This window comes from Paenibacillus sp. RC73 (assembly GCF_044908085.1).
GTDB lineage: Bacteria > Bacillota > Bacilli > Paenibacillales > Paenibacillaceae > Paenibacillus > Paenibacillus terrae_A.
Map to the genome: position 1 here is coordinate 79,483 of NZ_JBIYCV010000013.1, position 22,307 is coordinate 101,789.

Genomic DNA, 22,307 nt, shown 5'->3' on the forward strand with positions numbered 1-22,307 from the left:
ACATCACATAGGAGGCACTCTAATGCCCAGTAAACCTGATTTGTCTGTCAAAGATTCTCAAGGAAGAAAGAATAAGAAACCGCGTAAATGGGTACGCAGAACCGGATTATCGCTGCTGGCGGTAATCCTTCTGGGAGTGGTTATTTTTATGCTCATCCCTTCCCCTGTCCAGCCTGCAAAATGGCTTGCACCTACGGCCCCCTCTTTTGAACAAGCGGGTCCATGGCAACAAAACAACAAACTCAGCTCCGCAGAGCTTGTTACAGATGCCCCTAAGTTTCCGGAATTTATCACCTTTGACAAGAAAGGAAATTTATATACGGGAGACTCCGACGGGAAAATTTATAAGGCTGCCATTGATACAAAGGGCAATCCGCAAAAGGCCCAGCTTTATGCAGATACCAAAGGAACGCCCAATGGACTTATGTTTGACGCAAGTGGAAATCTGATCGTTACGGATGTTAAGAAGGGGCTGCTATCGGTAGATCCTTCCGGAAACGTGACGGTGTTGGCCGATCAAGTCGACGGCACACCGATCTATTTGGCCAACGAGCTGGATATTGCCAAAGATGGTACCATTTATTTTTCTGACACCTCCAATTATGGCAGTGTAGTCTTCAAAGAAATCGCCGAGAACAAGCCACATGGACGTTTGCTGAAATATGATCCGGCGACCAAGCAGACGACAGTTCTGTTGGAAGGCCTTTATTTTGCGAACGGGGTTGCCTTGTCTGCGGACGAAGATTTTGTGCTTGTGGCAGAGTCGTATCACTACCAATTGACCAGATACTGGCTCAAAGGGCCAAAGAAGGGGACTTCGGATATTTTTGCGGATAATCTCGCCGGTTTTCCGGATAACATTACGCGTGATGATCAAGGCCACTTCTGGGTCGGTCTCTTCACGACACGTATTCCCTTTGTAGATCAGATGCATAAAAGCCCGTGGCTGGCTGGAATGATGGCCAAATTGCCTCAATCGCTGCTCAGCGGTGCAAGCGCACCTGTGAAGCATGGGCTTGCTGTGGAGCTTAATCCGCAGGGTAAACTCATCGGAAGCTGGCATGATCCTGAAGGCTCGGTTTATGGGGTAACCACGGTTGTAAGCCATGACGGATATTTATATATAGGCACAGCTCCTGGAGGCAGTCAGGGCGTTCATCGCGTGCTTTTAACCAAATAAGCTTGGGAGGGTTTAACATGATATTGGATGAGTTGAAATTATCCTGGAAAGCGAAGGAAAGCCTGGCCGGGAAAGTAGCTTTGGTAACAGGCGCAAGTAGCGGCATTGGGGCATCGATTGCAAAAAAACTGGCAGAGCGAGGCGCGTATGTAGCTGTATTGGCACGCCGTCAGGAGCGATTGGACGAATGGGTTCGCGACTTGCACCAAGAGGAATTGTACGAGGTCATGGCAATACCTGCCGATATCCAAAAAGCTGAAGACGTACAGCAGGCGGTCCACGCCATTCTTGAACGCTGGGGGCGGCTTGACATTATCGTTGCCAATGCCGGCTTCGGGTATCGAAGCCCATTGGCAGAAGTGGATCTGGAAAGATGGGAGGAGCTTTACAAGACGAATGTGCACGGTCTTGTCCTGACACTGAAGTACGGGCTTCAGCCAATGAGGGAACAGGCCAAGGGGGATGTTGTCATTGTCTCCTCTATTGCAGCGAAGGAAGTGGTTGCCGGAGGAGGACTATACAGCGCTACCAAGTACGGCGTTAGCGCCATAGCCTCCGCATTGCGTTTGGAGACCAGTACGCAAGGAATTCGTGTAACTGCGATCCACCCCGGGGCGGTGGCGACGGAATTTTCGCAGGTGGCCGGGTATCCCGAGCAGGAAATTCGGGCGTTTGCTTCGAGCGTTTTGCCGCTGCATCCTGATGATGTTGCAGAAGCTGCCCTTTATGCACTGGAGCAGCCGGAGCATGTCAACATTCCGGAGTTGACCATTATGCCTTCGAGGCAGGTCCAGCGGTTCAAATAGAGCGGTATTTATTCTGCTGATCCAAAAAGCGCGAGTTACAGGGGGAAAATAACCCTTGGACTCGCGCTTTTTTTACACTAATGACGAAGCGTACACTGTCCAATTAAGTTTAAAACCAGCCTTTGGGACAACTCCATTTACTATAGCGCAGACCATATCCTGTGAAAATTTTTGCCCTATGTTCGCTATCCAGTCATCGTGAGTATAGCTATAGTGTGATGACGTACAGGCCCAACGGCGTGGTTGCGCTGCCTGCAATCATAAAACTTAGAGAATAGCTGGACTTGCCGGGGGGCACGCTGATATCAGCCAATCGGCATACCTTGGTATTATCTCGTAGCAGAGGGATACCATATACATGATTATCCACACGCACAGACCCGGCGAACGCTCCCCCACGCGGATTGGCGTAGATGCGGACCGTACGTTCCTCGTGACCGTCGTTAACGATGGGAATCGTAGCGTTATATATGACACCGAATTGTCCACGATTATCAAGCGCAGGGCATAGCTCGCTGCGAGCCCCGGTAAACAGTAGATCGGCGGGAGTCTCACCGTTCAATTTTTTGGTGGCACATGCTCGGTAGTTGGCGCATTGCCCAATCACGTACTCCGGCATTCGCGCGTTTGTTTCGGAAAAGGACCATGTACCGCGCGGATGCGCCTGCGGCGGCGGTACGGGTGGTAGCGGCTCCGCATGAATCCCGCGCAGGTCGGTCTGTATATCCTTGCTGACCACGGTGCGGATTACATAGTCCAACGTACCGTGGCCTTCGGCATATTCCACAGTGAGATCATAGGTGAATCCGGCCAGCGATCCTTCAGGCAGCTCGAATTCTTCCAGCAGCGCTGTACCTTTGCCGAATTTATGACGGTCTACCGGCTTCAAGCGCTTCATCGTACCCGCCAAACAGCTTTTGGCAATATTCTGCCCGACATCCATAATCCAGTTACCATCCTCAGGCGCAATCTCTAAAGCCCGCTCGATATGACGTACCTCCAGCGCAGCATCGCTTTTATTCTCTACAGTGATGCCCAGTTTGACGGGGGCGTCGATTTTGTTGTAATGCCAGCCGAAAATGCGATGCTTGACCGTCCGGGTTGTCGTGCGCACCACGTCATGCCACAGGGTAGCTTGCCGGGCAGGTACAGTCACGGGGGTGAGCGTCTCCGGGTTATCGCTAAGCATCAGGCGGCGCTTTCCCCCTTCGGTGGCTGATTCCACATCCACATTGATATTTGGCGGGATCACAGCCGACTCCACAATCAGATCCTTTGGCTCTTTGGGACGATGGTTCATGTGAGTTCCTCCTTTGATTTAGAGAATGGGACCTCTTCTGGCTTATGGATATGGGCGGTTCATATATATAGGTAACGCCAGAGTAACTTTTACAACCTGTTTTTTTAAAAAAAATTTCAAAAAAATTCGAATGCCTCATCATGGCTCTGCGATTGCGTCGAAGCAAGCTTCAAACTTCCTTTTCCGCGTCACACCAACGATTCGTCCGCAGGTATTGCGTGTATGTTAAGAGCATATGCTATTGGATGTACAGAGAAACCACAGGAGGAAATCATGCCTAAAAAGATATGGTGGAAGGAAGCCGTTGTGTATCAGATTTATCCGATTAGCTTTCAGGATTCGGATGGAGACGGAAAAGGAGATTTACAGGGGATTCTGTCCAGGCTGGACTATCTGAGTGAGCTGGGCATTGATGTCATCTGGATTTGTCCGGTGTACAAATCGCCCAATCATGATAACGGCTACGATATTAGCGATTATTATGCCATTATGGATGAATTCGGAACGATGGAGGATTTTGATAAACTCCTTTACAAGGCGCATGAACGAGGCATCAAGATTATGATGGATCTGGTATTAAACCATACTTCGGATGAGCATCCATGGTTTACAGAATCACGCTCGTCCAAGGATAATCCGAAACGAGACTACTACATATGGCGAACAGGCAAAAATGGCGGATATCCGAACAATTGGGAATCGTATTTTTCCGGTTCTGTGTGGAAATATGACAAGCTTACAGACGAATATTACATGCATCTGTATTCCGAGCATCAGCCGGACCTCAACTGGAACAATGAAGAAATGGTCGCTGAACTGTACCGCATGGTGGAATGGTGGCTGAAAAAGGGAGTCGATGGCTTCCGATTTGATGCCATTGCCCATATTGTCAAAACCGAAGGGCTGCCGGACGCCAATAATCCCGAGAAACGGACATTGGTACGGGCCTATCAGCTTTTTTCCAATTTGGAACAGGTGCATGTGCTTCTTCGCATGCTGAATGAAAGGGTGCTGGAGCGGTATCCCTTAATGACCGTCGGTGAGACATCAGGCTTAGGCCCTGAACAGGCGCTCGATTATGTGGGGGATCAGCGACATGAACTGAATATGGTTTTCCAGTTTGAACACATGTTTATAGATGCCCAGGGACAGGGAACAGAAAAGTGGAAACCCAAGCCGTGGACACTGGTAGAGTTAAAAAAAATAATGAGTCGATGGCAGACGGTGCTTCATCAGGAGGGGTGGAATGCGAATTATCTGAACAACCATGATCAGCCGCGCGCCCTCTCGCGATTCGGGAATGATGGACAGTACCGTGTGGAGTCGGGCAAAATGCTGGCAACCTTCACGCATATGCTCGAAGGTACGCCGTACATTTATCAGGGCGAGGAAATAGGCATGACGAATATCGCTTACTCGTCGATTGATGATTACCGGGACGTGGAGACGTTGAATTATTATGAACAGCAACGGAAGCTTGGCCAACCGGAAGAGCAGATTATGGCGGCAATTTGGAGAAAAAGCCGGGATAATGCGCGGACGCCCATGCAGTGGAATGGAGGCCATGCGGCCGGGTTTACCGATGGAGAGCCGTGGATGAAAATCAATAATAACTACACGCACATCCACGCTGAGGCGGAAAGACATAACCCGGATTCGATTTTTCACTATTATCGTAAGCTGATTGCCCTACGTAAACAACATGAGGTGATCGTTTATGGTGAATATAAGCTGCTGCTGCCGCTGGATACCGAGTTGTATGTGTTTACCCGCACGTTGGGGAAGGAGCATCTGCTAGTCATTTTGAATTTCTTTGATCATGACCCGATGTTCCACTGGCCTGAGGAGGAGGGCTATCCTGCCGTCAAAGCGGAGCTGCTTCTGTCCAACTACGAACCATCGCAAGGGGAGAATCTGCATGCTTTGAAGCTGCGCCCTTATGAAGCAAGGGTGTATAAGCTAACCTTAAAATAAGTATATGGTCCCTTACCTTCCTTAATTGTAAAGCAAAAAGCCCGATTGACACTGTCTGCTGTACACAGTGTGGATCGGGCTGATTATATTTAGCCATTCATCCAATTCAGCTATTTTTATTGGTAATGCTTAACCTTAAGGTCGTCCAGGCTTTTAAACTCATATCCTTGCTTGCGGGCTTCGTCAATAATCGAAGCCAGCGCCTCGGTATTGTCCTTGGATACGGAATGGAGCAGAATGACTGCTCCAGGGTGGAGCTGACGTATAACTTGTTGGTAGGCATAGTCTGCTCCCTGCTGGATATTTGTGTCCCAGTCCTTGTAAGCCACAGACCAAAATACGCTCGTATATCCGGCTTCTCGGCAGGAGGCCAATGCCTTTTCGCTAAAAATGCCGCGAGGCGGGCGGACGTATTTCATTTCCTTTTGTCCGGTGAGCTCTGCCGATGCATTTCGTACCCGATCCAGCTCAGACCGGATCTCTGTCGAAGAAATGGTACTCATATCAGGATGACTCCATGAATGGTTGCCAATAATATGGCCCTCACTTGCCATGCGGCGCATCAAAGCTGGTTGATCCTTCACAAAATGTCCGGTTACAAAGAAGGCGGCCGGAACCTTTTTGGCCTTTAATACATCCAGCACCTTGGGCGTATATCCATTCTCATAGCCGTTGTCGAACGTGAGAAATATTTCTTTTTTGGTAGTATCTCCGAGAAAGATGCCCCCCTGTTTTTCAATCAGGTGCATAAAGCCCTCCTGTGCGATAGAAGGCAGCTCGCCCCCCTTGCTTTTTTTGAATCCAAAATGATAAGGCTGTTCGTCAACAGTTTGAGCAGCTAGCGCGGATTCACCCGAAACAGCTAACATCCCCATAACCGCAACGCATAGCCACAAGGCAAATATTCGTTTCATTTAACTTCCTCCGCTTCCGTCCCATTTGGGCAAGGTGTGTATGCTTCGGCATATTCCATAGCGTCTGCAATACCACGCCTGTTTATGCAAAAAATGCTCTCAACCTTAGGACGAATATGGGTTTTGACAATCCCTGTAGTTAGATGACGATGCCCTCAGGGCTAAAGTTTAATCGTTGGACCTCAAAAAACGCATATTGACATGAATATTAAATCGAAGTAGTATACTTTATAAAACTTACTAGAATACTCGGATTTAGTGGATTAACGATAAAGGGATGCAAACAGCTCAATGACATCTTACATTCTTAGAGGGATCGGAAGGAGCTAGAAGTAATGATTGAACTAAAAAATGTATCCAAAACCTATGTGAGAAAAGGCTTAAGCATTGAAGCGCTAAAAAATATAAATATCAAAGTGGATAAAGGTGATATCTTCGGTTTTATCGGATTCAGCGGCGCAGGTAAAAGTACGCTGATCCGGTTGGTTAACCGTCTTGAGAAGGTCACCAGCGGGGAGGTTCTTGTCGAAGGAGAGCAGTTGAATACCTATTCGACATCAGGGCTTCGGAAGGTAAGAAAGAAGATCGGAATGATTTTTCAGCATTTCAATCTGCTGGAGTCGAAAACGGTGTTCGACAACATTGCGATTCCGTTGGTGCTGCTCAAGCGCAACAAACGGGAGATTGAGCAACGGGTAAAAGAGTTGCTGGAATTCACAGGCTTGTCTGACAAGGCGAACAGCTATCCGAGTGAGCTTTCTGGTGGTCAGAAGCAGCGCGTCGGTATTGCCCGGGCGCTGGCGAGCAACCCGTCTATCCTGCTCTGTGATGAGGCGACTTCGGCGCTTGATCCGCAGACCACGCAGTCGATTCTGGATTTGCTTCGCAAAATCAACAAGGAATACAAGATCACCATTCTGATCATTACGCATGAGATGTCAGTCATTCAGCGGATTTGCAACAAGGTAGCTGTGATGGAAAAAGGTGAAATCATCGAGCAGGGCAATGTGCTGGAGGTATTCGGACAGCCGCAGCACCAGACGACGCAAAGCTTTGTGCGCACGGTTATTCATGATAAGGTGCCGGATAGTGTGCTGCAAACGTTCGAGCAGCAAGAAGCACAGCGGATTTACAAGCTGGAATTTATCGGACAGTCTGCTTCCGAGCCAGTGGTTCATGAATTGATTCGGCAGCATGAGGTCTATGTGAACATTTTGTTTGCCAATATGACGGAAATACAAGAGACGACAATTGGCTATATGACAATCCAACTTCGCGGCGAGGAGCATGCCGTCCAGCAGGCTGTTGATTTTATCAAGAGCAAAGGGGTCAACATTCAGGAGGTGAAGGCCATATGATGATTACAGGAACCTCTATAACCTGGGATCAACTGTGGGAGGCTTTGTATCAATCCTTGCTCATGGTCAGCATCTCGTTATTCATTGGCGCATTGATCGGTATACCTATCGGTATTTTGCTGGTCATTACCCGTCCGGGCGGAATTTTGGAGAGCAAATGGTTTTACGGTATTTTTAATCCGATTATTAATATTGTTCGTTCCTTGCCGTTTATCATATTGCTGGTAGCGATCATTCCGTTGACGCGTCTGATTGTAAATACATCCATTGGGACGAGCGCGGCGATTGTTCCGTTGATTTTCTATATTGCGCCATATATCGGCAGACTGGTCGAAAATTCGCTGCTGGAGGTGAATCCGGGCATATTGGAGGCAGCCGATGCGATGGGAGCGACCCCTTTTCAGGTTATTCGTTACTTCTTGCTCCCCGAAGCGTTCAGTTCTCTCATTCTGTCGTTAACGACAGCCGCAATCGGCTTGATTGGAGCCACTGCCATGGCAGGCGCAGTCGGTGGCGGCGGGATTGGCGACCTGGCGATATCGTACGGCTATCAGCGATTCGATACGGTCGTTACGCTCATTACCGTCGTGATTCTTGTTGTATTTGTACAAGTTGTTCAGTCCTTGGGTAACCTACTGTCCCGTAAAGTACGCAGGGGTTGATTTTTATAAGGATTATATGAACTTTTAGTTCTGAGCCCGCCAATATTGGCGGGTTTTTTCGTCGCGGACGACAAAGCCCGGCTTGGCGATTTCATAGTGTAAATCATGAGCAACTTCGGCGGGAAGGTCAGCACTGCTCCGAAGCTTCGTCCTCTGGGGTTCGAAACGTGGATAGAAGCAAAGATCGTTCTTATATTTTGACTTGCGGTTGTTAGGGAAGGTCTGTAGTTACTTATATTAGTGGGGGGAAATGATGCTGACATCCAATGAATGTGGAGCCATTCCGATGTACAGCGACTCCATCGCATCTCTTCAATACCATTTTAGGGGGAAACAAATATGGAAAGAACCGCCAAAACCTATGCAGCAGCAATTGACTCTTTAAATGTTGAATCCAATTATTTACCTAAGGGGGGTGTTACTCATTGTAACGAATTTGCACAAGATGTAATGAAGAAGATGTCGGCCGCCCTGCCTGGTGGTATAGCTAATGAAATGGCAGATGCATTGAGTAATAAAAAAGCTCCCGGTTGGTACGCTGTCACATTCAGCGACGCTCAAAAAAGGGCCAACCTCGGTTATCCAACAATCGGTATCAAAAAAGAGACAGGTCATGGTCACGTGGTGGTGGTCAGACCTAAAGGCTCATCCATTACAGTATTGAAAGAAGTACAGGTTGCACAGGCAGGCACTTCTAATTTTAACAGTAAAACGATCAATTGGTCGTGGAAGGCGGCAGACCTGCCAGGAGTGAAATTTTATACGCACGATTAATTAGGCTGAAAGCGGCAGTAAACAACCCAAAGGCGCGGCTTTATGCTTTCCGCACCTTTGGGTTATAAGATTTACTTTGAAGGTAAGTGCTTGGTAAGGAGAAATGCAATACCCTGTTCTTTCGATGCCACGGCGTAGCCATCTGCAAAAGAGGAGGATATATTCAAATATTGAAGTTTGGTCAGCAGCTTGCCTTGGCGGTCAATGTAGCCGAACTTACCGTCAGAATTCGTTCCAACACCCACGAGGGCAATGCCTTCCTTGAAAGACTCGGCTCGGGTATATTTCTGATAACCAATGACCAATTTTCCTTTGGGATCAATGAAACCGACTTTGCCGTTTTGATTATAAACAGCGGCTAAACCTTCGCTAAAATAACTCGCATCCGTATACCGAAAAGGAATAACGTTCTTTCCCTGCTTATTGATAAAACCCCACTGACCTTTGGTGTTTTGCACGGCAGCCAGCCCTTCGGAGAAATCGCCCCCTGATTTATATTGCAGAGGAATAACAACTTTCCCTGTCGTATCAATGTACCCATACATTCCTTTACTGCTTTTAACCAGAGCCAGCCCTTCGTAAAATCCACGGGAAGTGGCATAGTGATAAGGAATAGCTAATTGTCCTTTTTTATTGATAAACCCGATTTTATCGCCTTTTGGATTGTATACCAGAGCCAAGCCATATGTGAAATGATAATCTGAGCTATATTTTTGCGTCAAACGGGTAACGTTCTTTCCTGTTCGGTCGATGAGGAAATCTCTTTTGGTATCTGCTGTTATTACGTGGGCCAAGCCTTCGGAGAAATTCCCTGCATCTGTATATTGGCAAGGAATAGCCAGTTGTCCTTTCGTGTTAATGAAGCCGTACAGATTCGTTTTATTGTTTTTAACCAGCGCACGTTGCTCGTTAAAATCGCTGACAGGTGAAATATAGTCGGGAAGGGTAAAGGCCTCTTTCCCTTTCGCGTTATAGTACACAAGCGAGCCGTTGGATTGTTCCGCAAATAGCAAGCCATCATGAAAGTTCCCGTCACTTTCAGGTATAACCATATTATAATCGAGAGGTGTTTGAGAAACTTCAAGAGTTGGCGTGTTGCTAGATGCGAAGCCTGTGCTCGTCATTGTGAATGCAGTACATAACAGTAGTAAAGCTAATGCTAACTTTTTTTTCATTTCAATGCTCCTTTATGGGTTTCATTTTATAGAAAATAATTCCATGGATATAGACGAACAATTTGTAAATAAGTTTCTTTATACTGTGTTTTTTATTCAGGGATATGAAATGATTTCAAATAGTTTTGGATATCGGTCTGAGGGGCTTTAAGCAAGCCCAGCAGTAACGATTGCAGGGTGTGCAGCGTGTCTATGTGGGCTTCAATCTCAACAATCTTTTTTTGAACAATTTCCCTCAATGTGTCTTCGTCCATCTCCTGACTGAGCAGTTGGAGCGTTTCTTGTATTTCCCTAAGTGAATACCCTAATGATTTGGCATCTTTAATAAACTTGATCTTTACCAGATAGTCATCCGTATATATGCGGTATCCATTCGCAGCCCGCTTGGGAGCAGGCAAAACACCACTATTCTCGTAATAACGAATGGTTGCCATGCTCAATCCGGTACGCTGTGACAGCTCGCCCCGTGTCATTCCCTCCATGCCTGAACCTCCGATTTTCTAGTAAAATCGCTACTTTTATATCAGAAACAGCTATGATCTCTTTTTCGTATACGTTGGATCGAACGACACCTCGGGATATTCAGGCGAAGCGCCTTTTAATAGCGGCTGCTGTTCACCTTTAAGATATTGGTCGAAAAAGGCTCGTACATACGATCTCGTAATATCAATATTATGCACAGGGTCTATATTTTTAGCAAAAAGAGAGGGTGAAATCAGGGCCAGATCCGTAAAGCTCTGATGGAAGAGCTTATCAACCGTCAAATAATAGGTATCATTTTGACTTTTGGTCATGACAGACTTTAGATCGGGGGCAAATTCCGTATAAAAGACTTTATCTTTTTTCGTAACCGACGGTTTTAAGCTCTCGGCCGTGGTTCCTGTCATCATATACATGAAGGGCTGCTGCAATCCGGTATGGGCGACGGTTCCCCAGAATCCACCCTCCAGGCTGACACCCGCTTTAAAACGCTGGTCCTGCGCCAAGGTTTCAGCTGTTGTCGCCCCGCCGTAGGAGTGTCCGAATATGCCCACATGTTCCAGATCCAGCTTGCCTTCGAACAATCCGTTAGGATCTTGTGTATTCCATGTCGTAAGCGTGTCCAGCACGAATCGGGAATCGGCTGCGCGAATGCTGACACCCTTTACGTTATTTTCATATAGCTCAGCCGATGTCGGGAATTCGGGCTCCGGCGTGTAGGGAATGACCCGACCATCAGGGAAGGAAACTTTAGCTGAAGAGTAGGGATGATCCATGCCCACTACAATATAGCCATGACTCACGAGTTCCTCCACAGCCGTCATGCTCTGGAAACGGGTAGAACGGACGCCGGGTGAGAACAGCAGCACCGGATATTTTGCCTCAGCGTTTGATATCTCCGCACCTTGGACGACATGCGTAGGAATCGTTGTGAGGTAACTGAATAGCTGCTTCGGTATTCCGAATACAAGGCTGATGGCTTCTCCCAGCTCAGCAGGGTAGGGCTCTTTGGGTTTTTGTTTTGCAACATCGGGGTCGACAGGGTACCAGACATTGACCATCAATTCCCGCTTGTCGCCAGGTACTGCACTGAGGGTTTCGTCACGGCTTTGATCGGTCAAATGCTGCGAAATGGTGCCAATAGCATATTTCCCCGTCGGTTCAGGGAGCGAGAAGGCAGGCAATACATGCGTCAAGTACATAGATCCGGCTGTTAAAGCCATAACGACCATAGTTAGCAGCCCCTTTTTCATATATATATTTTTTCGAGTTTGGAGACGTTCTTTAGCTTGGGGCTTGATGATTCTAAGGATAAATCCGAGGATCAGTATCCATGCAACAAGATAGGTCGGAAGCATTTGCAAGCGAAAATGATCCATATTTCCATGCAGCAGTACGACCAATACGAGGGAAGATAATACGGCTGTATCCAGCCGCCTTTCTCTTTTTCTAAACACAATAACGCCTGCGGCGGCCAAGCTGACCAGCAGCACAGCGATCTCAAGTGTCCTCATGATGTAATACCTCCATCCTTTAGATCAAGCATAAACGTTGAAGTATACTACAAGGTCAAGCACCAGGTATTTTCCAACCCTCAGCCTCTTTTCTACTATGATCTACTATTCGCCGATACAACTTCTCCTACTCTAGCATATTCATATAACATATCTCTTCGCAGTTGAGATCGACTCAAGGATGGTTTATATCCGTCTGAACAGGGGACTCGCAAATGAGAGATTTAAAGGAAAATCACGTATTTTAAGGAGGTAATTGCTTTGGGAAGAAAGAGACGAAGCGGCTTTAAAAATAAGAAAATTTCGGTAGACGTCAGACAATCTTCTTCAGCTCAGTCTGGACAAGGTGGCAACCCCATTTCTATCAATGCTTCTGATGTCGGGGTAGTAAGAACAGATATTCAAAATAAATAATCTGTTAAAAAAGTTATGTAGCCAACGCGTGCCGATACTCAATCGACGCGCGTTGTTTGAGTTTAGCCTGAGTTAGTCATCATCGTTCAAATACATTCCGTCCATTAATCTCTTATATTCTGCATCAGTTTCACGGGACGCAAATAATCGGGAATGCTCATAAAGCCCAATATATTTAATGATACAGGATTTATTATTGACCTCAAAGGCTTTTTCCATACCGTCGATTAGATACCGAAAACCAACGTCAAATGCCCCTCTGCTTAAATAATAGTGTGACAACTCATACAGAAAAAGAATATATAAATCTGGCGTGATCTTGTGCGTATACGTAACAATAGCTTTTTCCCGCGCAATAAAGGCTGCAATGTCTGTGTCGAACTTTTTAAGAAAATAGTCTACCTTGATATTCTGTTGATTGGCGGCTCTGACGATTTTAAACAATCCCGGCATCAGCTCCGTTTGTGAAGCTTCAATGCATTTAACATAATCCAAAATAGCGCTTACATCTCCGGTTAGCATTTTATATAAAAATAGACTGGACCGTGCCCATCCTTTACATTTGTTCAGCCAGTATTGAGTTTCCTCATCCGTCTCCTTCACCCAGCTTAGATCAGCATACGCATACGTATATTGTAGTGCTTGCTTGTAGTTTCCCTGGGCCTCACAAATGTTCGCACGAAGATAGTTAGAATAGGCCATATAAAAGAACATTGGTCTTTGTGGCTTTTTGAGTGGTTCCTGATTAACTTTATTGGGCTGGTGCATAAGAAGGTATTGAATATTAGCCTCATCGTCCATATCCTGAGCCAGGTCCTTGGATAAATCCCAAAATTTTCCTTGTATATATGCATTCGCCAGTTCTCTTAATGCGTCGAGTCGGTCGATGTCGTCAAGCTGATCCAAAAGGGTAAAAACCCGGTTAGCAGCCTCCACGTTTTGTTCTTTATCAGGCCCCAGGCCAAGAATAAACAAGCGATACTGGCACAAAGCCAGTCTTTCTGAACGTCGGCCCCCCTCCCTTTTGACGATATTTTTATAAAGAAGGGCTGCGGCGGCATGTTTGTCATGTTTGAAAAAATCCTCAGCTACTTCGAACAACAGAGGAGCGTAAGTCGCATTATTCAACCCTAAATAGCTGATTTGCTGAATGCAATCCAGCTTGTTCAGTTCTTCACATCGGTATAAAAAAGGTTTAATATTGCGCCAATCATGGGCAGCTTGGACCAAATATTCCTCGATGTAATGCCCATAAAAGTGGCCTGGATTCAGTCGCATACCATATGTAACCCGATCCAGTTGCTCTACCGAGAATAGCATTTTTTTGCCCAGAATAGCATGGACTGTTTCCGTTTCTACATCCGCCATTTCACAAAATTGCGTAATGCTTAGGTCTTCTCGTGCCATGAATTGCTCCAGCTCTGTGCGTATCGTGGTTGTATGTTCCAAATAAACCACCCCTTTCACAATCCGGATGCTAAATCAGCGATTATCTGAATATATTATATCACCGTTTTGGGAATGTTTGTATGTAGATAGGAGTAGCCTCAAGGGATGAGACTACTCCGTTTATTAAAAGGAGAGCGTCTATTCCATCCGCGTCGCAGGCATTGTCTTCAGCACGGCGTAGCCATAGGCTGGAAGCTCAGCGCGTAAGCCCTTCGCTCCTGCGGACCACTGGCTTTCGCCAAAAGCCAATTCCCATTCCTGCTCGGGAATGTCCAGCTCAAACACATGGCTCTTACCGGAACGGTTAAACAGCACGAGCAGCATCTCTTCCTCGCTGCGGCGCTCATAGGCGAGGGATGCGCCTTCCGGCTCTGCCTCCAGGAAAGTGAGGCTTCCCACAGCACGCAGTGCCGGGTGCTCCTTACGCAGCGCAATCAGCTCGCGGTAAAAGTCGAACAGCTCGCGGTCCTGCTTGTCAGGGTCCCACTCCATGCACTTGCGGCAGCCTGGATCGGCATCTCCATCCAGACCGATTTCATCACCGTAATAGATGCAGGGCGCGCCCATGTACGTGAATTGGAACAGAGCGGCCAGCCGCATCAGCCGCTTGTCATCGCCACACAGCGTCAGGAGGCGTGGCGTGTCGTGGCTATCCAGCAGATTGAAGGCCACTTCAGAGGCCTGCTGCGGATAGCGGGCCAGCTGCCGTCCGATGGCAAAGGCGAAGCTTTGGGCATCGGACTCTTTTTTGACGAAAAAATCATTCACCGCATAAGTGAACGGATAATTCATCGTCGCATCGAACTGGTCACCCTGTAGCCATTCAGACGATTCATTCCACATTTCACCCAGAATGTACGCATCCGGGTTGGCCTGCTTGACCGTAGTGCGGAACTCTCGCCAAAAGGCGTGATCCACCTCGTCTGCCACATCCAGCCGCCACCCGTCGATGCCAATCTCATCGATCCAATATTTTGCCACCTTCAGCAGGTACTTCTTCACCTCAGGATGCTCAGTGTTCAGCTTGGGCATCATCGGCTCCAGCCCGAAGGTATCGTAGGTCGGTGTATCATCCACCACTTCCAGCGGGAAGCTATGTACGTGGAACCAGTCCTTGTAAGGGGAGGCTTCGCCTTTTTCCAGTACGTCCACGAACGGCTTAAAGGTACGTCCCGAATGATTGAACACTGCATCGAACAGTACCCGGATTCCCCGGTCGTGGCAGGTGTCTACCAGTTTTTTTAACGTCTCCTTGTCCCCAAAATGCGGGTCCACCTCCATATAATCCTCGGTATCGTATTTATGGTTGGTCGTCGCCTTGAAGACAGGCGTCATATACAGGGCGTTAATCCCCAGCTCGTTCAGGTGGTCCAGATGATCTAGGATCCCCTGTAGATCGCCACCAAAAAAATTGTCGGTCCGCGGCGTGTCCCCCCATGTCTCGGCACCTTCCGGGCTTATAGAGGGGTCACCGTTCGCAAAGCGTTCCGGGAAAATCTGATAAAAAACCGCATCCTTCACCCATGCAGGTGGTTTGAGAATATCAATTGGATTCAAAAACGGGTATTGGAACAGGCCGTCTGCATTTTGAGGTTCTTGGGTGGTAAAGTCGTTCTCGTTCATCCATAATTGTTCTTCTTCGTCTTCCAGAAAAAATCCATATTTCAGTCGGCGGTGAGTGGGCTTTACGGTACATTGGTAGTAATCAAATCTGCCGTCGGTGGCGAATTTGGACATCGGAATGAGCTGTCGGGTACGATCCCAGTCGTATTTGTCCCCGGTGAGAGCGTGCACAGCGGTCAGGTCATTTTTCTTCACACGAAGCCGTAAAAATAGGGTTGCATCATCATAACCAAAAGCCCAATTGCGCTTCGGATGGTGATATATCGCTTCCAGCAGCATATGGCATTCCTCCTTTTTGCGAGCCGTAGAATTTGAAATCATATAGCATATGTCGTATAAGGTAGTTATTAACCTTTTTACGCGGGTTATGTATCATAAATGCTATAATGCCCATTACATAAAAGAAAAACGATAAGTAGGTGTGTGTCAATGAAAACAAATGTGTTATATATCGAGGACGATCAGGATATCGGCGCTTGGATGCATCAGTATTTGGAAGAGCGGAATTATGCTGTGGTGTGGCTGCGCAGCGGGGATGGAGCTGTGGAAGCATCCCATACATGCCAGCTTGTGATTCTGGATGTGATGCTACCTGGTCTGGATGGATTTACGATTGGAAAACGGCTCAAGAAGGAGCGGCCGGCGCTTCCGATTCTTATGCTGTCAGCCCGAACCTCCATTGACGATAAGCTGCAAGGGCTGGATTTTGCCGACGATTATGTGACGAAGCCCTTTCATCCGGACGAGCTGATTGCACGTATGGAGGTTTTGCTGCGTCGTTCAGGTACGGTGCCCGAGGAATCCTTGCAGTTGGGACATCTGACAGTGTACCCTCCCGATAACCGTATTGTGAACCGTGATACCGGGGAAGAAATTACGCTGACAGGCAAGCAATATCATATTTTTGCTTATTTGCTGCGCCATTTGGGCCAGATTATGACGAAGGAGCAAATGTATGAAGCCGTGTGGGGCGATCCATATATCGACGGGGACAAAACCCTAATGGTCCACATCCGGCATCTGCGTGAAAAGCTGGAGGTTGATCCCGCTACTCCCCGCATCATTGAGACGATCCGTGGTGTAGGCTATCGGGTGAAGGCATAATGAACGGACTGCGAAAGGGAACACGTTTCCGAAATTCGCTGCTGTTCCGTTATCTGATCATTATTGTGGTTGCCATGATGCTGTTGCCGATCATGTTGCCTACTATGATAATTGTAAGTAGTGTCTTGTCTGGTTGGGTTACGGATATGAAGCCTGCAAATCCACATTATCCCTCCAGTTCCCGGACCGAAGATAGCTGGCATCGTGAAGCCGTAGCCTTAAAAGAAGCCACACCGGAGCAAATTTCAATCCATTTACGCAAAATACAGGGAGATACTTTTCCCGATTCACAGATATTTTGGGTGGATGCAGCGGGGAAAACAAGGCTGGAGCTCCCCGCACAACCTGACGTTCCAAAGCAATGGGATGCGACGCAGGCTGTTGTATTTATGAAGCAAGCCATGAATTCAGACTTATTTACTGTAGTTTCATTTATTGGCGGTGGTCAGAAGAACACCGATCAGGGCTATATGGTATTAAAAATTCCTCGCTCGTTCTTTGATCAGCAGCGTACGGACAATAGCATGATGCTGTACTACCTCTTTTTTATTTTACTGATACTTGCAGCTTTTATATTCGTATCTCTCCTGTTTTTTGGAGGCATTCGGCGCAGACTGGTGCGGCTTCAGGTAGCTATGTCACAACGGGGAGAGGATGGGTTGCCCATTCTTGTCAGCACTGGACGGTCGGATGAAATCGGCAAGCTGGAGGAAGCGTTCAATCAGATGGTCGAGCAACTGGCCGAGAGCCGGGGACGTGAGCGCCAAGAGGAAGAACTGCGAAAAAGGCTGGTCGCTGATCTGTCACACGATATTCGGACGCCGCTTACGGTCGTACGTAGCCACCTGTACACATTGGACGACGAAAACCTGAGTGACAGGGGAAAACAGTCTATTTCATTGATGGAAAACAAGCTAAAAGACCTCGGAAGTCTGATCGACAACCTGCTTGCCTATAATCTTCTCTCCAGCGGCAAATACACGTTGAATAACGAACCGCGTGATATCCTGCGGCTGGTGCGGGAGTGTGCGGCCAGCTGGTATCCGGTTTGGGAAAAGGAAGGCTTTGAGGTGGATATCGACTTGCCTGAGCATAGTATCGTGTGGAAGGTCGATGAGCAGGGCTTCCGCCGTTTGCTGGACAATCTCTTTCAAAATGTAGTTCGCCACGCCGCCTCAGGCCGATATATCGGTATCCATATAGAGGAACATAACGGGAAAGAGGCATTAGTCATTGTGGATAAAGGGCCGGGAATGGAGCAGCAATCCAATGAGAAAGGAGCCGGGATTGGGTTGGCGATTACTGAATTGCTGGCCCGTGAAATGAATCTGGAGAGGGACATTGTCAGTTCATCCGTCGGGACACAAATCCGTTTTTTAAACAAAACTTAAACTAAGAGTTCCCTTGGTCTTAAACTTGGCACGTTACGATAGGTGTCGAGGTGAGGAACTTGAACGAATACATTATTGAAACGAACGGTCTCAGCAAATTATACAAAGGACGTCCTGCGGTTAACCAGCTGGATCTGAAAATAGGGCGGGAAGATATTTACGGCTTTCTCGGCCCAAATGGAGCGGGGAAAACGACAACCATCCGTATGCTGCTCGGACTCATTCGCCCGACTCGGGGAACGATTCGCATATTCGGTAAGGATATCCGCAAACATAAGTTGGATATTTTGCGTAAAGTAGGCTCGCTGGTCGAATACCCTTCGTATTACGGTCATTTGAACGCAGTGGAAAATCTGGAGGCCATTCGTCGCATTTTAAATGTGCCCAAGGAGAACATTGCGGACGTGCTGGAAGTCGTTCGACTGACCAAGCATGCCAAACGCCCGGTCAAGGGCTACTCGCTGGGCATGAAGCAACGGCTTGGTATCGCCGCCGCGCTGCTAGGCCATCCGGAATTGCTTATTTTGGACGAGCCTACCAATGGTTTGGACCCGGAGGGCATTCAGGAAATGCGTGCATTGATTCAGGCGATGCCCAAGGAACGAGGAATCACCGTGCTGGTATCCAGCCATCTGCTGAGCGAAGTGGAGCATATGGCGAATACGGTGGGAATTATCCGCGAAGGAGAACTGGTTTTCCAGAATACGATTCACAATCTCCGTCAGGAATCCGCAGGGGGTATTCGTATTGTGACGTCGGACCCGGAAACAGCCCAGCTCATTGCACGTGAGCAGGGTTATCATTCGGTGAGGGACGGGGCTGCTCTGGATTTTGAAAACATGAATGATGCGGCTGTAGCGCTGCTGGTCAGAAGGCTGGTCGAAAATACGCATGCTATATACCGGGTAGAGGAACGCCGAAAATCCCTGGAGGATATGTTCATGCAGGTCGTCGGCAAAGGAGGGACTTCCCTATGATGCTGCGAGCGCTGACTGCGGATCTGCTCAAAGCGCGCAGGAAGGGGATCTGGTTTCTGGTGTTCCTTGGCCCCCTTGGGCTGGTGGCGATGCAGGCGCTGAATTTCGGGCTTCGTTATGATTATCTGATTCCGCGCAGCAAGGGTCATCTGTGGGAAGCCTTGATGGATAACATCGCTGTTTTTGTTCCCATTGCACTGGTGTTAGGGGCCGCGATGGTCGCTTCCATGCTGGCGAATGTGGAGCATTCGTCCAACTCATGGAAGCAACTGCTGGCCTTGCCGATCTCCAGATTCAGCGTCTATATGGCCAAGCTGACGCTGGCTATCGGGATGCTGTGTGTATCCTGCCTGCTACTTACCGTTGGAACGTGGGGACTGGGCATGATACTTGGCTTCGGGGGAGAGCCTGCTCCGATAGGAGAATTGCTGCGGCTCGGGTTCTGGCCCTTGGGAGGTACACTGCCCATTCTCGTACTACTGTTGTGGCTAACAGTCACGTTTCATAATCAGGCACTGCCTGTAACACTGGGCATTACGCTAGGCATCGGCAGCTTGTTTGCTTCCCAGCTATCTGGGTATTTTCCGCTGGCTTGGCCCCGATTCGCATGGGCTGCACCTCAAGCGTGGATGTTTGCGTCCATTGGCTGCGGAATGGGTGCGCTTCTCAGTCTGCTGACGGCGGCTCATTTTAGCAGAAAGGATGTGGCGTAATGCTCGGAGGATATGTACGACTGCTTTCTGTCGAACGTTTGAAAATAGCCAAGTCGCCCGTCTGGTTGCTTGCGCTCGTCAGCCCGGCGATTGCCGTTCTGATCGGACTACTGTCGACCCCCGGAGGGAATTGGCTGGCATTGTTATCTAGCATGCTCACAGTGCATGCGCTGCTGTTCATGCCGATGCTGACCGCCGTATTTGCATCCATGGTCTGCCGATTCGAGCATGGGGGCGGCGGCTGGAAGCAACTGCTGTCGCTGCCATTATCCCGCACCAGTCTCTACGCAGCCAAGCTGACGATGATTATGGCTTTGGTGGGGCTGACTCAGCTATTGTTCGGGGGAGCGCTGCTGGGTGTCGGAGCTGTGCAGGACATGAACGGGCCGATCCCTTGGGCAATCATTGCCCAAAGTCTGCTCGCAGGCTGGGTAGCCTGTCTGCCGCTGGCTGCGTTACAGCTGATGGTGTCTTTCCTGTGGTCCAGCTTTGCCGCGCCGCTCGCTTTGAACTTTGTTTTCACAGTGCCCAATATTCTGGTCGCCAACTCACAGACTTACGGTCCGTACTATCCGTGGGTACAGCCTGTGCTGGCGATGATGCCTGCCGGAAGAGACAGCTTCGGGGCATTCATCGTACCAGCCGATACGCTGATTACGGTTGTCCTGGGCAGCTTTGCTGTGTTTGGGATTGCGGGCCTGACGGTATTCCGTCGTAAAGAAATATAGGACGGAATATGAGGGTTCAGCTCTATCTGTTTTTTCAAGGGCTCTATTAAAACAAATGACCCTCTTATGGGTCATTTGTTTTAAAGTTATCATTCTTCCGGGTCACATTTCAGCATGGGTACATAAAGATCAGTCAACTTCTAGCTCGGGAAGTTATTCTAAATGCGGCATAGGTCGTCAGGGCATAAATAATACCGTACATCGCCCATGCGTCCAGGTTAGATTTAAAGGTAGCAATATTTGTTGTGATAAACAGGAGGGGAAGTAAAAGAGCTACACCTACAGCCAGTAGAACCCTCGAATGGAGAATTGCGCACATAATTCCAATTATAATGGCGATTAGAGGGCAGATGAGCAGAGTGGGGACAAGGGGGTTCAGTTGGTGAAAAACTATATAAATCATAAATACACCTCGCCTTGAAGGAGTGTGGCAACTTCGTAGCTAATTTGTGCCAAAAAAACGAACCATTTCTTTATCGGAATGATAGCTCAAGGGAATGACAGCCTCGTGAACCACAGATTCAATATCATGGTCTCTCTACAGCTTTTAGAATGAAGATAGTGTATTGGATAAGTGGATTTTTTTTGAAGTACAAATCGCGCCGGATTGATAAAATATGATAATACATCTCAATCCGGCGTATGACACATTTTATACTAAGCCCGACATGGCACGGATATTATCGCTGATGAAGCGGCAGGAGGCGTCGAACTTGGCTTGTTCTTCCGGGCTTAGCTCCAGCTCGATGACCTCCTGAATTCCTTTGCTGCCGATGATCGCCGGAACACCTGTGCAGACATTCGTGTGCCCGTACTCGCCATCCAATACGGCAGAAACCGCTATAATTTTACCGTCATCATTTAAAATGGACCGGGTAATATACGCCAGCGCATTGGCAATACCGAAATAAGTAGCACCTTTGCGAGTGAAAATCTCCCAGCCTGCATCCTTCGTTTTGCGGGCGATGTCATCCAGATCGACGTGGCTGAACCGCTCCTGATGCTGACGCAGGATGTGCAGGATTGGCTTGCCGCCAATGGTAACGTGTGACCATGCAACGAATTGGGAATCGCCGTGCTCGCCAAGAGCATACCCCTGTACGCTGCGCGGATCTATGGAAAACACCTCGGAAAGTAGCGTTTTAAGCCGGGACGAGTCAATGGAGGTGCCCGTGCCGATCACCTTGTTGCGTGGCAGACCGGATATGCTTTGTACAAGATAGGTCACAATATCGACAGGATTAGCGGCAATGACGAAAATGCCGTCAAAGCCGCTCTCCATAATCGCCGTTACAATTTCGCGCGTAATGATCACCGCATCATCCAGTACGGACAGACGATCTTGACCTGGTTTGGGGTTAGCTCCAGCCGTAATAATGACAACGTCCATATCCGTGCAATCTGCATATGTTCCTGCATGTACCTTGGTACGTGTGGACGTAAAATCCATACAATGAGACAGATCCAGTGCATGGGCCAAAGCCCGGTCATACGTGCGGTCAATCATCATAATTTCGTCACAAATGGACTGATTGACCATTGAGTAGGCACAGCTCGAACCGACCATACCCGCGCCGACAATAGCTACTTTCCTTGCCTTCCCCTTCATTTATGTTTCCTCCTCGTTCCAGCGAACGTTAATGTGCTATAAATTATGTCTGAAACCCATTTTACGTTACATAACATAACATATTGCTGGGCTTTTGGAAATATCCATTGTTTTGCCTTCATTCCGAAAAATATAAAAACAACTATGACCAGAGGCACATAT

At 48.1% G+C, this 22,307-nt stretch carries 20 protein-coding genes and 1 pseudogene; 12 read left to right on the top strand and 9 right to left on the bottom strand.

Features of this window, described 5'->3' with window-relative positions:
- The first annotated feature begins 22 nt into the window (after positions 1-22).
- Complete coding sequence (locus ABH897_RS23890) at positions 23-1,180, top strand: SMP-30/gluconolactonase/LRE family protein (protein WP_283654331.1); 1,158 nt, start codon at positions 23-25, stop codon at positions 1,178-1,180.
- A gap of 17 nt (positions 1,181-1,197) precedes the next feature.
- The gene (locus tag ABH897_RS23895; RefSeq protein WP_283654332.1) at positions 1,198-1,986 is read left to right on the top strand and encodes an SDR family oxidoreductase; all 789 of its coding nucleotides are present in this window, start codon (positions 1,198-1,200) and stop codon (positions 1,984-1,986) included.
- Positions 1,987-2,194: 208 nt separating this feature from the next.
- Here ABH897_RS23895 and ABH897_RS23900 read toward each other — a convergent pair whose 3' ends face one another.
- Positions 2,195-3,286, bottom strand: a complete 1,092-nt coding sequence (locus tag ABH897_RS23900; protein ID WP_283654333.1) for a hypothetical protein — start codon at positions 3,284-3,286, stop codon at positions 2,195-2,197.
- Positions 3,287-3,559: 273 nt separating this feature from the next.
- On the opposite strand from ABH897_RS23900, the gene ABH897_RS23905 reads away from it, so the two are divergent.
- Positions 3,560-5,260, top strand: coding sequence for a glycoside hydrolase family 13 protein (locus ABH897_RS23905; protein WP_404519838.1), 1,701 nt, complete (start codon positions 3,560-3,562; stop codon positions 5,258-5,260).
- 116 nt (positions 5,261-5,376) lie between these two features.
- On the opposite strand, the gene pdaA is transcribed toward ABH897_RS23905, so the two are convergent.
- Positions 5,377-6,174, bottom strand: a complete 798-nt coding sequence (gene pdaA, locus ABH897_RS23910; protein ID WP_283654335.1) for a delta-lactam-biosynthetic de-N-acetylase — start codon at positions 6,172-6,174, stop codon at positions 5,377-5,379.
- A 335-nt stretch (positions 6,175-6,509) separates the two neighbouring features.
- Here pdaA and ABH897_RS23915 point away from each other — a divergent pair, with 335 nt between their 5' ends.
- Together ABH897_RS23915 and ABH897_RS23920 are read left to right on the top strand one after the other, a co-directional pair.
- Entirely contained in the window at positions 6,510-7,532 is a 1,023-nt protein-coding gene (locus tag ABH897_RS23915; protein WP_283654336.1) for a methionine ABC transporter ATP-binding protein, read from the top strand.
- Positions 7,529-8,194 (top strand): methionine ABC transporter permease, encoded by a 666-nt coding sequence (locus tag ABH897_RS23920; RefSeq protein ID WP_044646264.1) that lies wholly within the window; start codon positions 7,529-7,531, stop codon positions 8,192-8,194. Before ABH897_RS23915 ends, ABH897_RS23920 begins: the two co-directional genes overlap by 4 nt.
- Positions 8,195-8,218: 24 nt before the next feature.
- Here the strand turns inward: ABH897_RS23920 and ABH897_RS27570 are convergent.
- Positions 8,219-8,296 (bottom strand): annotated as a pseudogene (locus ABH897_RS27570) (CysS/YqeB C-terminal domain-containing protein); the annotation flags it as partial.
- Positions 8,297-8,533: 237 nt separating this feature from the next.
- Between ABH897_RS27570 and ABH897_RS23925 the strand changes: the two are divergent.
- Positions 8,534-8,968, top strand: a complete 435-nt coding sequence (locus ABH897_RS23925) for a hypothetical protein (protein WP_283654338.1) — start codon at positions 8,534-8,536, stop codon at positions 8,966-8,968.
- Positions 8,969-9,039: 71 nt separating this feature from the next.
- Here the strand turns inward: ABH897_RS23925 and ABH897_RS23930 are convergent, their stop codons facing one another.
- From ABH897_RS23930 to ABH897_RS23940, 3 genes are all read right to left on the bottom strand, one after another.
- A complete protein-coding gene (locus ABH897_RS23930; protein WP_283654339.1) occupies positions 9,040-10,143 on the bottom strand; it encodes a WG repeat-containing protein in 1,104 nt (367 codons plus the stop codon).
- Between the two features lie 92 nt (positions 10,144-10,235).
- Complete coding sequence (locus ABH897_RS23935; RefSeq protein ID WP_283654340.1) at positions 10,236-10,625, bottom strand: MerR family transcriptional regulator; 390 nt, start codon at positions 10,623-10,625, stop codon at positions 10,236-10,238.
- A gap of 51 nt (positions 10,626-10,676) precedes the next feature.
- The gene (locus ABH897_RS23940) at positions 10,677-12,137 is read right to left on the bottom strand and encodes an alpha/beta hydrolase family protein (protein ID WP_404592809.1); all 1,461 of its coding nucleotides are present in this window, start codon (positions 12,135-12,137) and stop codon (positions 10,677-10,679) included.
- 261 nt (positions 12,138-12,398) lie between these two features.
- On the opposite strand from ABH897_RS23940, the gene ABH897_RS23945 reads away from it, so the two are divergent.
- A complete protein-coding gene (locus ABH897_RS23945; protein ID WP_014279467.1) occupies positions 12,399-12,551 on the top strand; it encodes a hypothetical protein in 153 nt (50 codons plus the stop codon).
- A gap of 72 nt (positions 12,552-12,623) precedes the next feature.
- Here the strand turns inward: ABH897_RS23945 and ABH897_RS23950 are convergent, their stop codons facing one another.
- Together ABH897_RS23950 and ABH897_RS23955 are read right to left on the bottom strand one after the other, a co-directional pair.
- On the bottom strand, positions 12,624-14,000 hold the full coding sequence (locus ABH897_RS23950; protein ID WP_283654342.1) for a transcriptional regulator: 1,377 nt from the start codon (positions 13,998-14,000) through the stop codon (positions 12,624-12,626).
- Between the two features lie 138 nt (positions 14,001-14,138).
- Positions 14,139-15,902 carry an alpha-glycosidase gene (locus tag ABH897_RS23955; protein ID WP_404592810.1) on the bottom strand — a complete coding sequence of 588 codons (1,764 nt, stop codon included), beginning with the start codon at positions 15,900-15,902 and terminating at the stop codon, positions 14,139-14,141.
- 150 nt (positions 15,903-16,052) lie between these two features.
- On the opposite strand from ABH897_RS23955, the gene ABH897_RS23960 reads away from it, so the two are divergent.
- From ABH897_RS23960 to ABH897_RS23980, 5 genes are read left to right on the top strand one after another with little or no spacing between them, the layout of a single operon-like run.
- On the top strand, positions 16,053-16,727 hold the full coding sequence (locus tag ABH897_RS23960) for a response regulator transcription factor (protein WP_404592811.1): 675 nt from the start codon (positions 16,053-16,055) through the stop codon (positions 16,725-16,727).
- Entirely contained in the window at positions 16,727-18,118 is a 1,392-nt protein-coding gene (locus tag ABH897_RS23965; protein ID WP_404592812.1) for a sensor histidine kinase, read from the top strand. Before ABH897_RS23960 ends, ABH897_RS23965 begins: the two co-directional genes overlap by 1 nt.
- A 59-nt stretch (positions 18,119-18,177) precedes the next feature.
- Positions 18,178-19,095: an ABC transporter ATP-binding protein gene (locus ABH897_RS23970; protein WP_404592813.1), complete on the top strand. Its 918-nt coding sequence runs from the start codon at positions 18,178-18,180 to the stop codon at positions 19,093-19,095.
- Entirely contained in the window at positions 19,092-19,808 is a 717-nt protein-coding gene (locus tag ABH897_RS23975) for an ABC transporter permease (protein WP_283654346.1), read from the top strand. The genes ABH897_RS23970 and ABH897_RS23975 overlap by 4 nt, the downstream gene beginning before the upstream one ends.
- Positions 19,808-20,536 carry an ABC transporter permease gene (locus ABH897_RS23980; protein ID WP_404592814.1) on the top strand — a complete coding sequence of 243 codons (729 nt, stop codon included), beginning with the start codon at positions 19,808-19,810 and terminating at the stop codon, positions 20,534-20,536. The genes ABH897_RS23975 and ABH897_RS23980 overlap by 1 nt, the downstream gene beginning before the upstream one ends.
- 652 nt (positions 20,537-21,188) lie before the next feature.
- On the opposite strand, the gene ABH897_RS23985 is transcribed toward ABH897_RS23980, so the two are convergent.
- Positions 21,189-22,145, bottom strand: coding sequence for an L-lactate dehydrogenase (locus tag ABH897_RS23985; RefSeq protein WP_283654349.1), 957 nt, complete (start codon positions 22,143-22,145; stop codon positions 21,189-21,191).
- Between the last annotated feature and the right edge of the window lie 162 nt (positions 22,146-22,307).

What these genes read in the sequence shown, in the direction of transcription:
- ABH897_RS23905 (WP_404519838.1), top strand. Translation starts at nt 3,560, where the DNA reads ATGCCTAAAAAGATATGGTGGAAGGAAGCCGTTGTGTATCAGATTTAT.
- ABH897_RS23915 (WP_283654336.1), top strand. Translation starts at nt 6,510, where the DNA reads ATGATTGAACTAAAAAATGTATCCAAAACCTATGTGAGAAAAGGCTTA.
- ABH897_RS23960 (WP_404592811.1), top strand. Translation starts at nt 16,053, where the DNA reads ATGAAAACAAATGTGTTATATATCGAGGACGATCAGGATATCGGCGCT.
- ABH897_RS23980 (WP_404592814.1), top strand. Translation starts at nt 19,808, where the DNA reads ATGCTCGGAGGATATGTACGACTGCTTTCTGTCGAACGTTTGAAAATA.
- ABH897_RS23930 (WP_283654339.1), bottom strand. Translation starts at nt 10,143, where the DNA reads ATGAAAAAAAAGTTAGCATTAGCTTTACTACTGTTATGTACTGCATTC.
- ABH897_RS23955 (WP_404592810.1), bottom strand. Translation starts at nt 15,902, where the DNA reads ATGCTGCTGGAAGCGATATATCACCATCCGAAGCGCAATTGGGCTTTT.
- ABH897_RS23920 (WP_044646264.1), top strand. Translation starts at nt 7,529, where the DNA reads ATGATGATTACAGGAACCTCTATAACCTGGGATCAACTGTGGGAGGCT.
- ABH897_RS23900 (WP_283654333.1), bottom strand. Translation starts at nt 3,286, where the DNA reads ATGAACCATCGTCCCAAAGAGCCAAAGGATCTGATTGTGGAGTCGGCT.
- ABH897_RS23965 (WP_404592812.1), top strand. Translation starts at nt 16,727, where the DNA reads ATGAACGGACTGCGAAAGGGAACACGTTTCCGAAATTCGCTGCTGTTC.
- ABH897_RS23925 (WP_283654338.1), top strand. Translation starts at nt 8,534, where the DNA reads ATGGAAAGAACCGCCAAAACCTATGCAGCAGCAATTGACTCTTTAAAT.
- ABH897_RS23890 (WP_283654331.1), top strand. Translation starts at nt 23, where the DNA reads ATGCCCAGTAAACCTGATTTGTCTGTCAAAGATTCTCAAGGAAGAAAG.
- ABH897_RS23985 (WP_283654349.1), bottom strand. Translation starts at nt 22,145, where the DNA reads ATGAAGGGGAAGGCAAGGAAAGTAGCTATTGTCGGCGCGGGTATGGTC.
- ABH897_RS23935 (WP_283654340.1), bottom strand. Translation starts at nt 10,625, where the DNA reads ATGGAGGGAATGACACGGGGCGAGCTGTCACAGCGTACCGGATTGAGC.
- ABH897_RS23975 (WP_283654346.1), top strand. Translation starts at nt 19,092, where the DNA reads ATGATGCTGCGAGCGCTGACTGCGGATCTGCTCAAAGCGCGCAGGAAG.
- ABH897_RS23895 (WP_283654332.1), top strand. Translation starts at nt 1,198, where the DNA reads ATGATATTGGATGAGTTGAAATTATCCTGGAAAGCGAAGGAAAGCCTG.
- pdaA (WP_283654335.1), bottom strand. Translation starts at nt 6,174, where the DNA reads ATGAAACGAATATTTGCCTTGTGGCTATGCGTTGCGGTTATGGGGATG.
- ABH897_RS23940 (WP_404592809.1), bottom strand. Translation starts at nt 12,137, where the DNA reads ATGAGGACACTTGAGATCGCTGTGCTGCTGGTCAGCTTGGCCGCCGCA.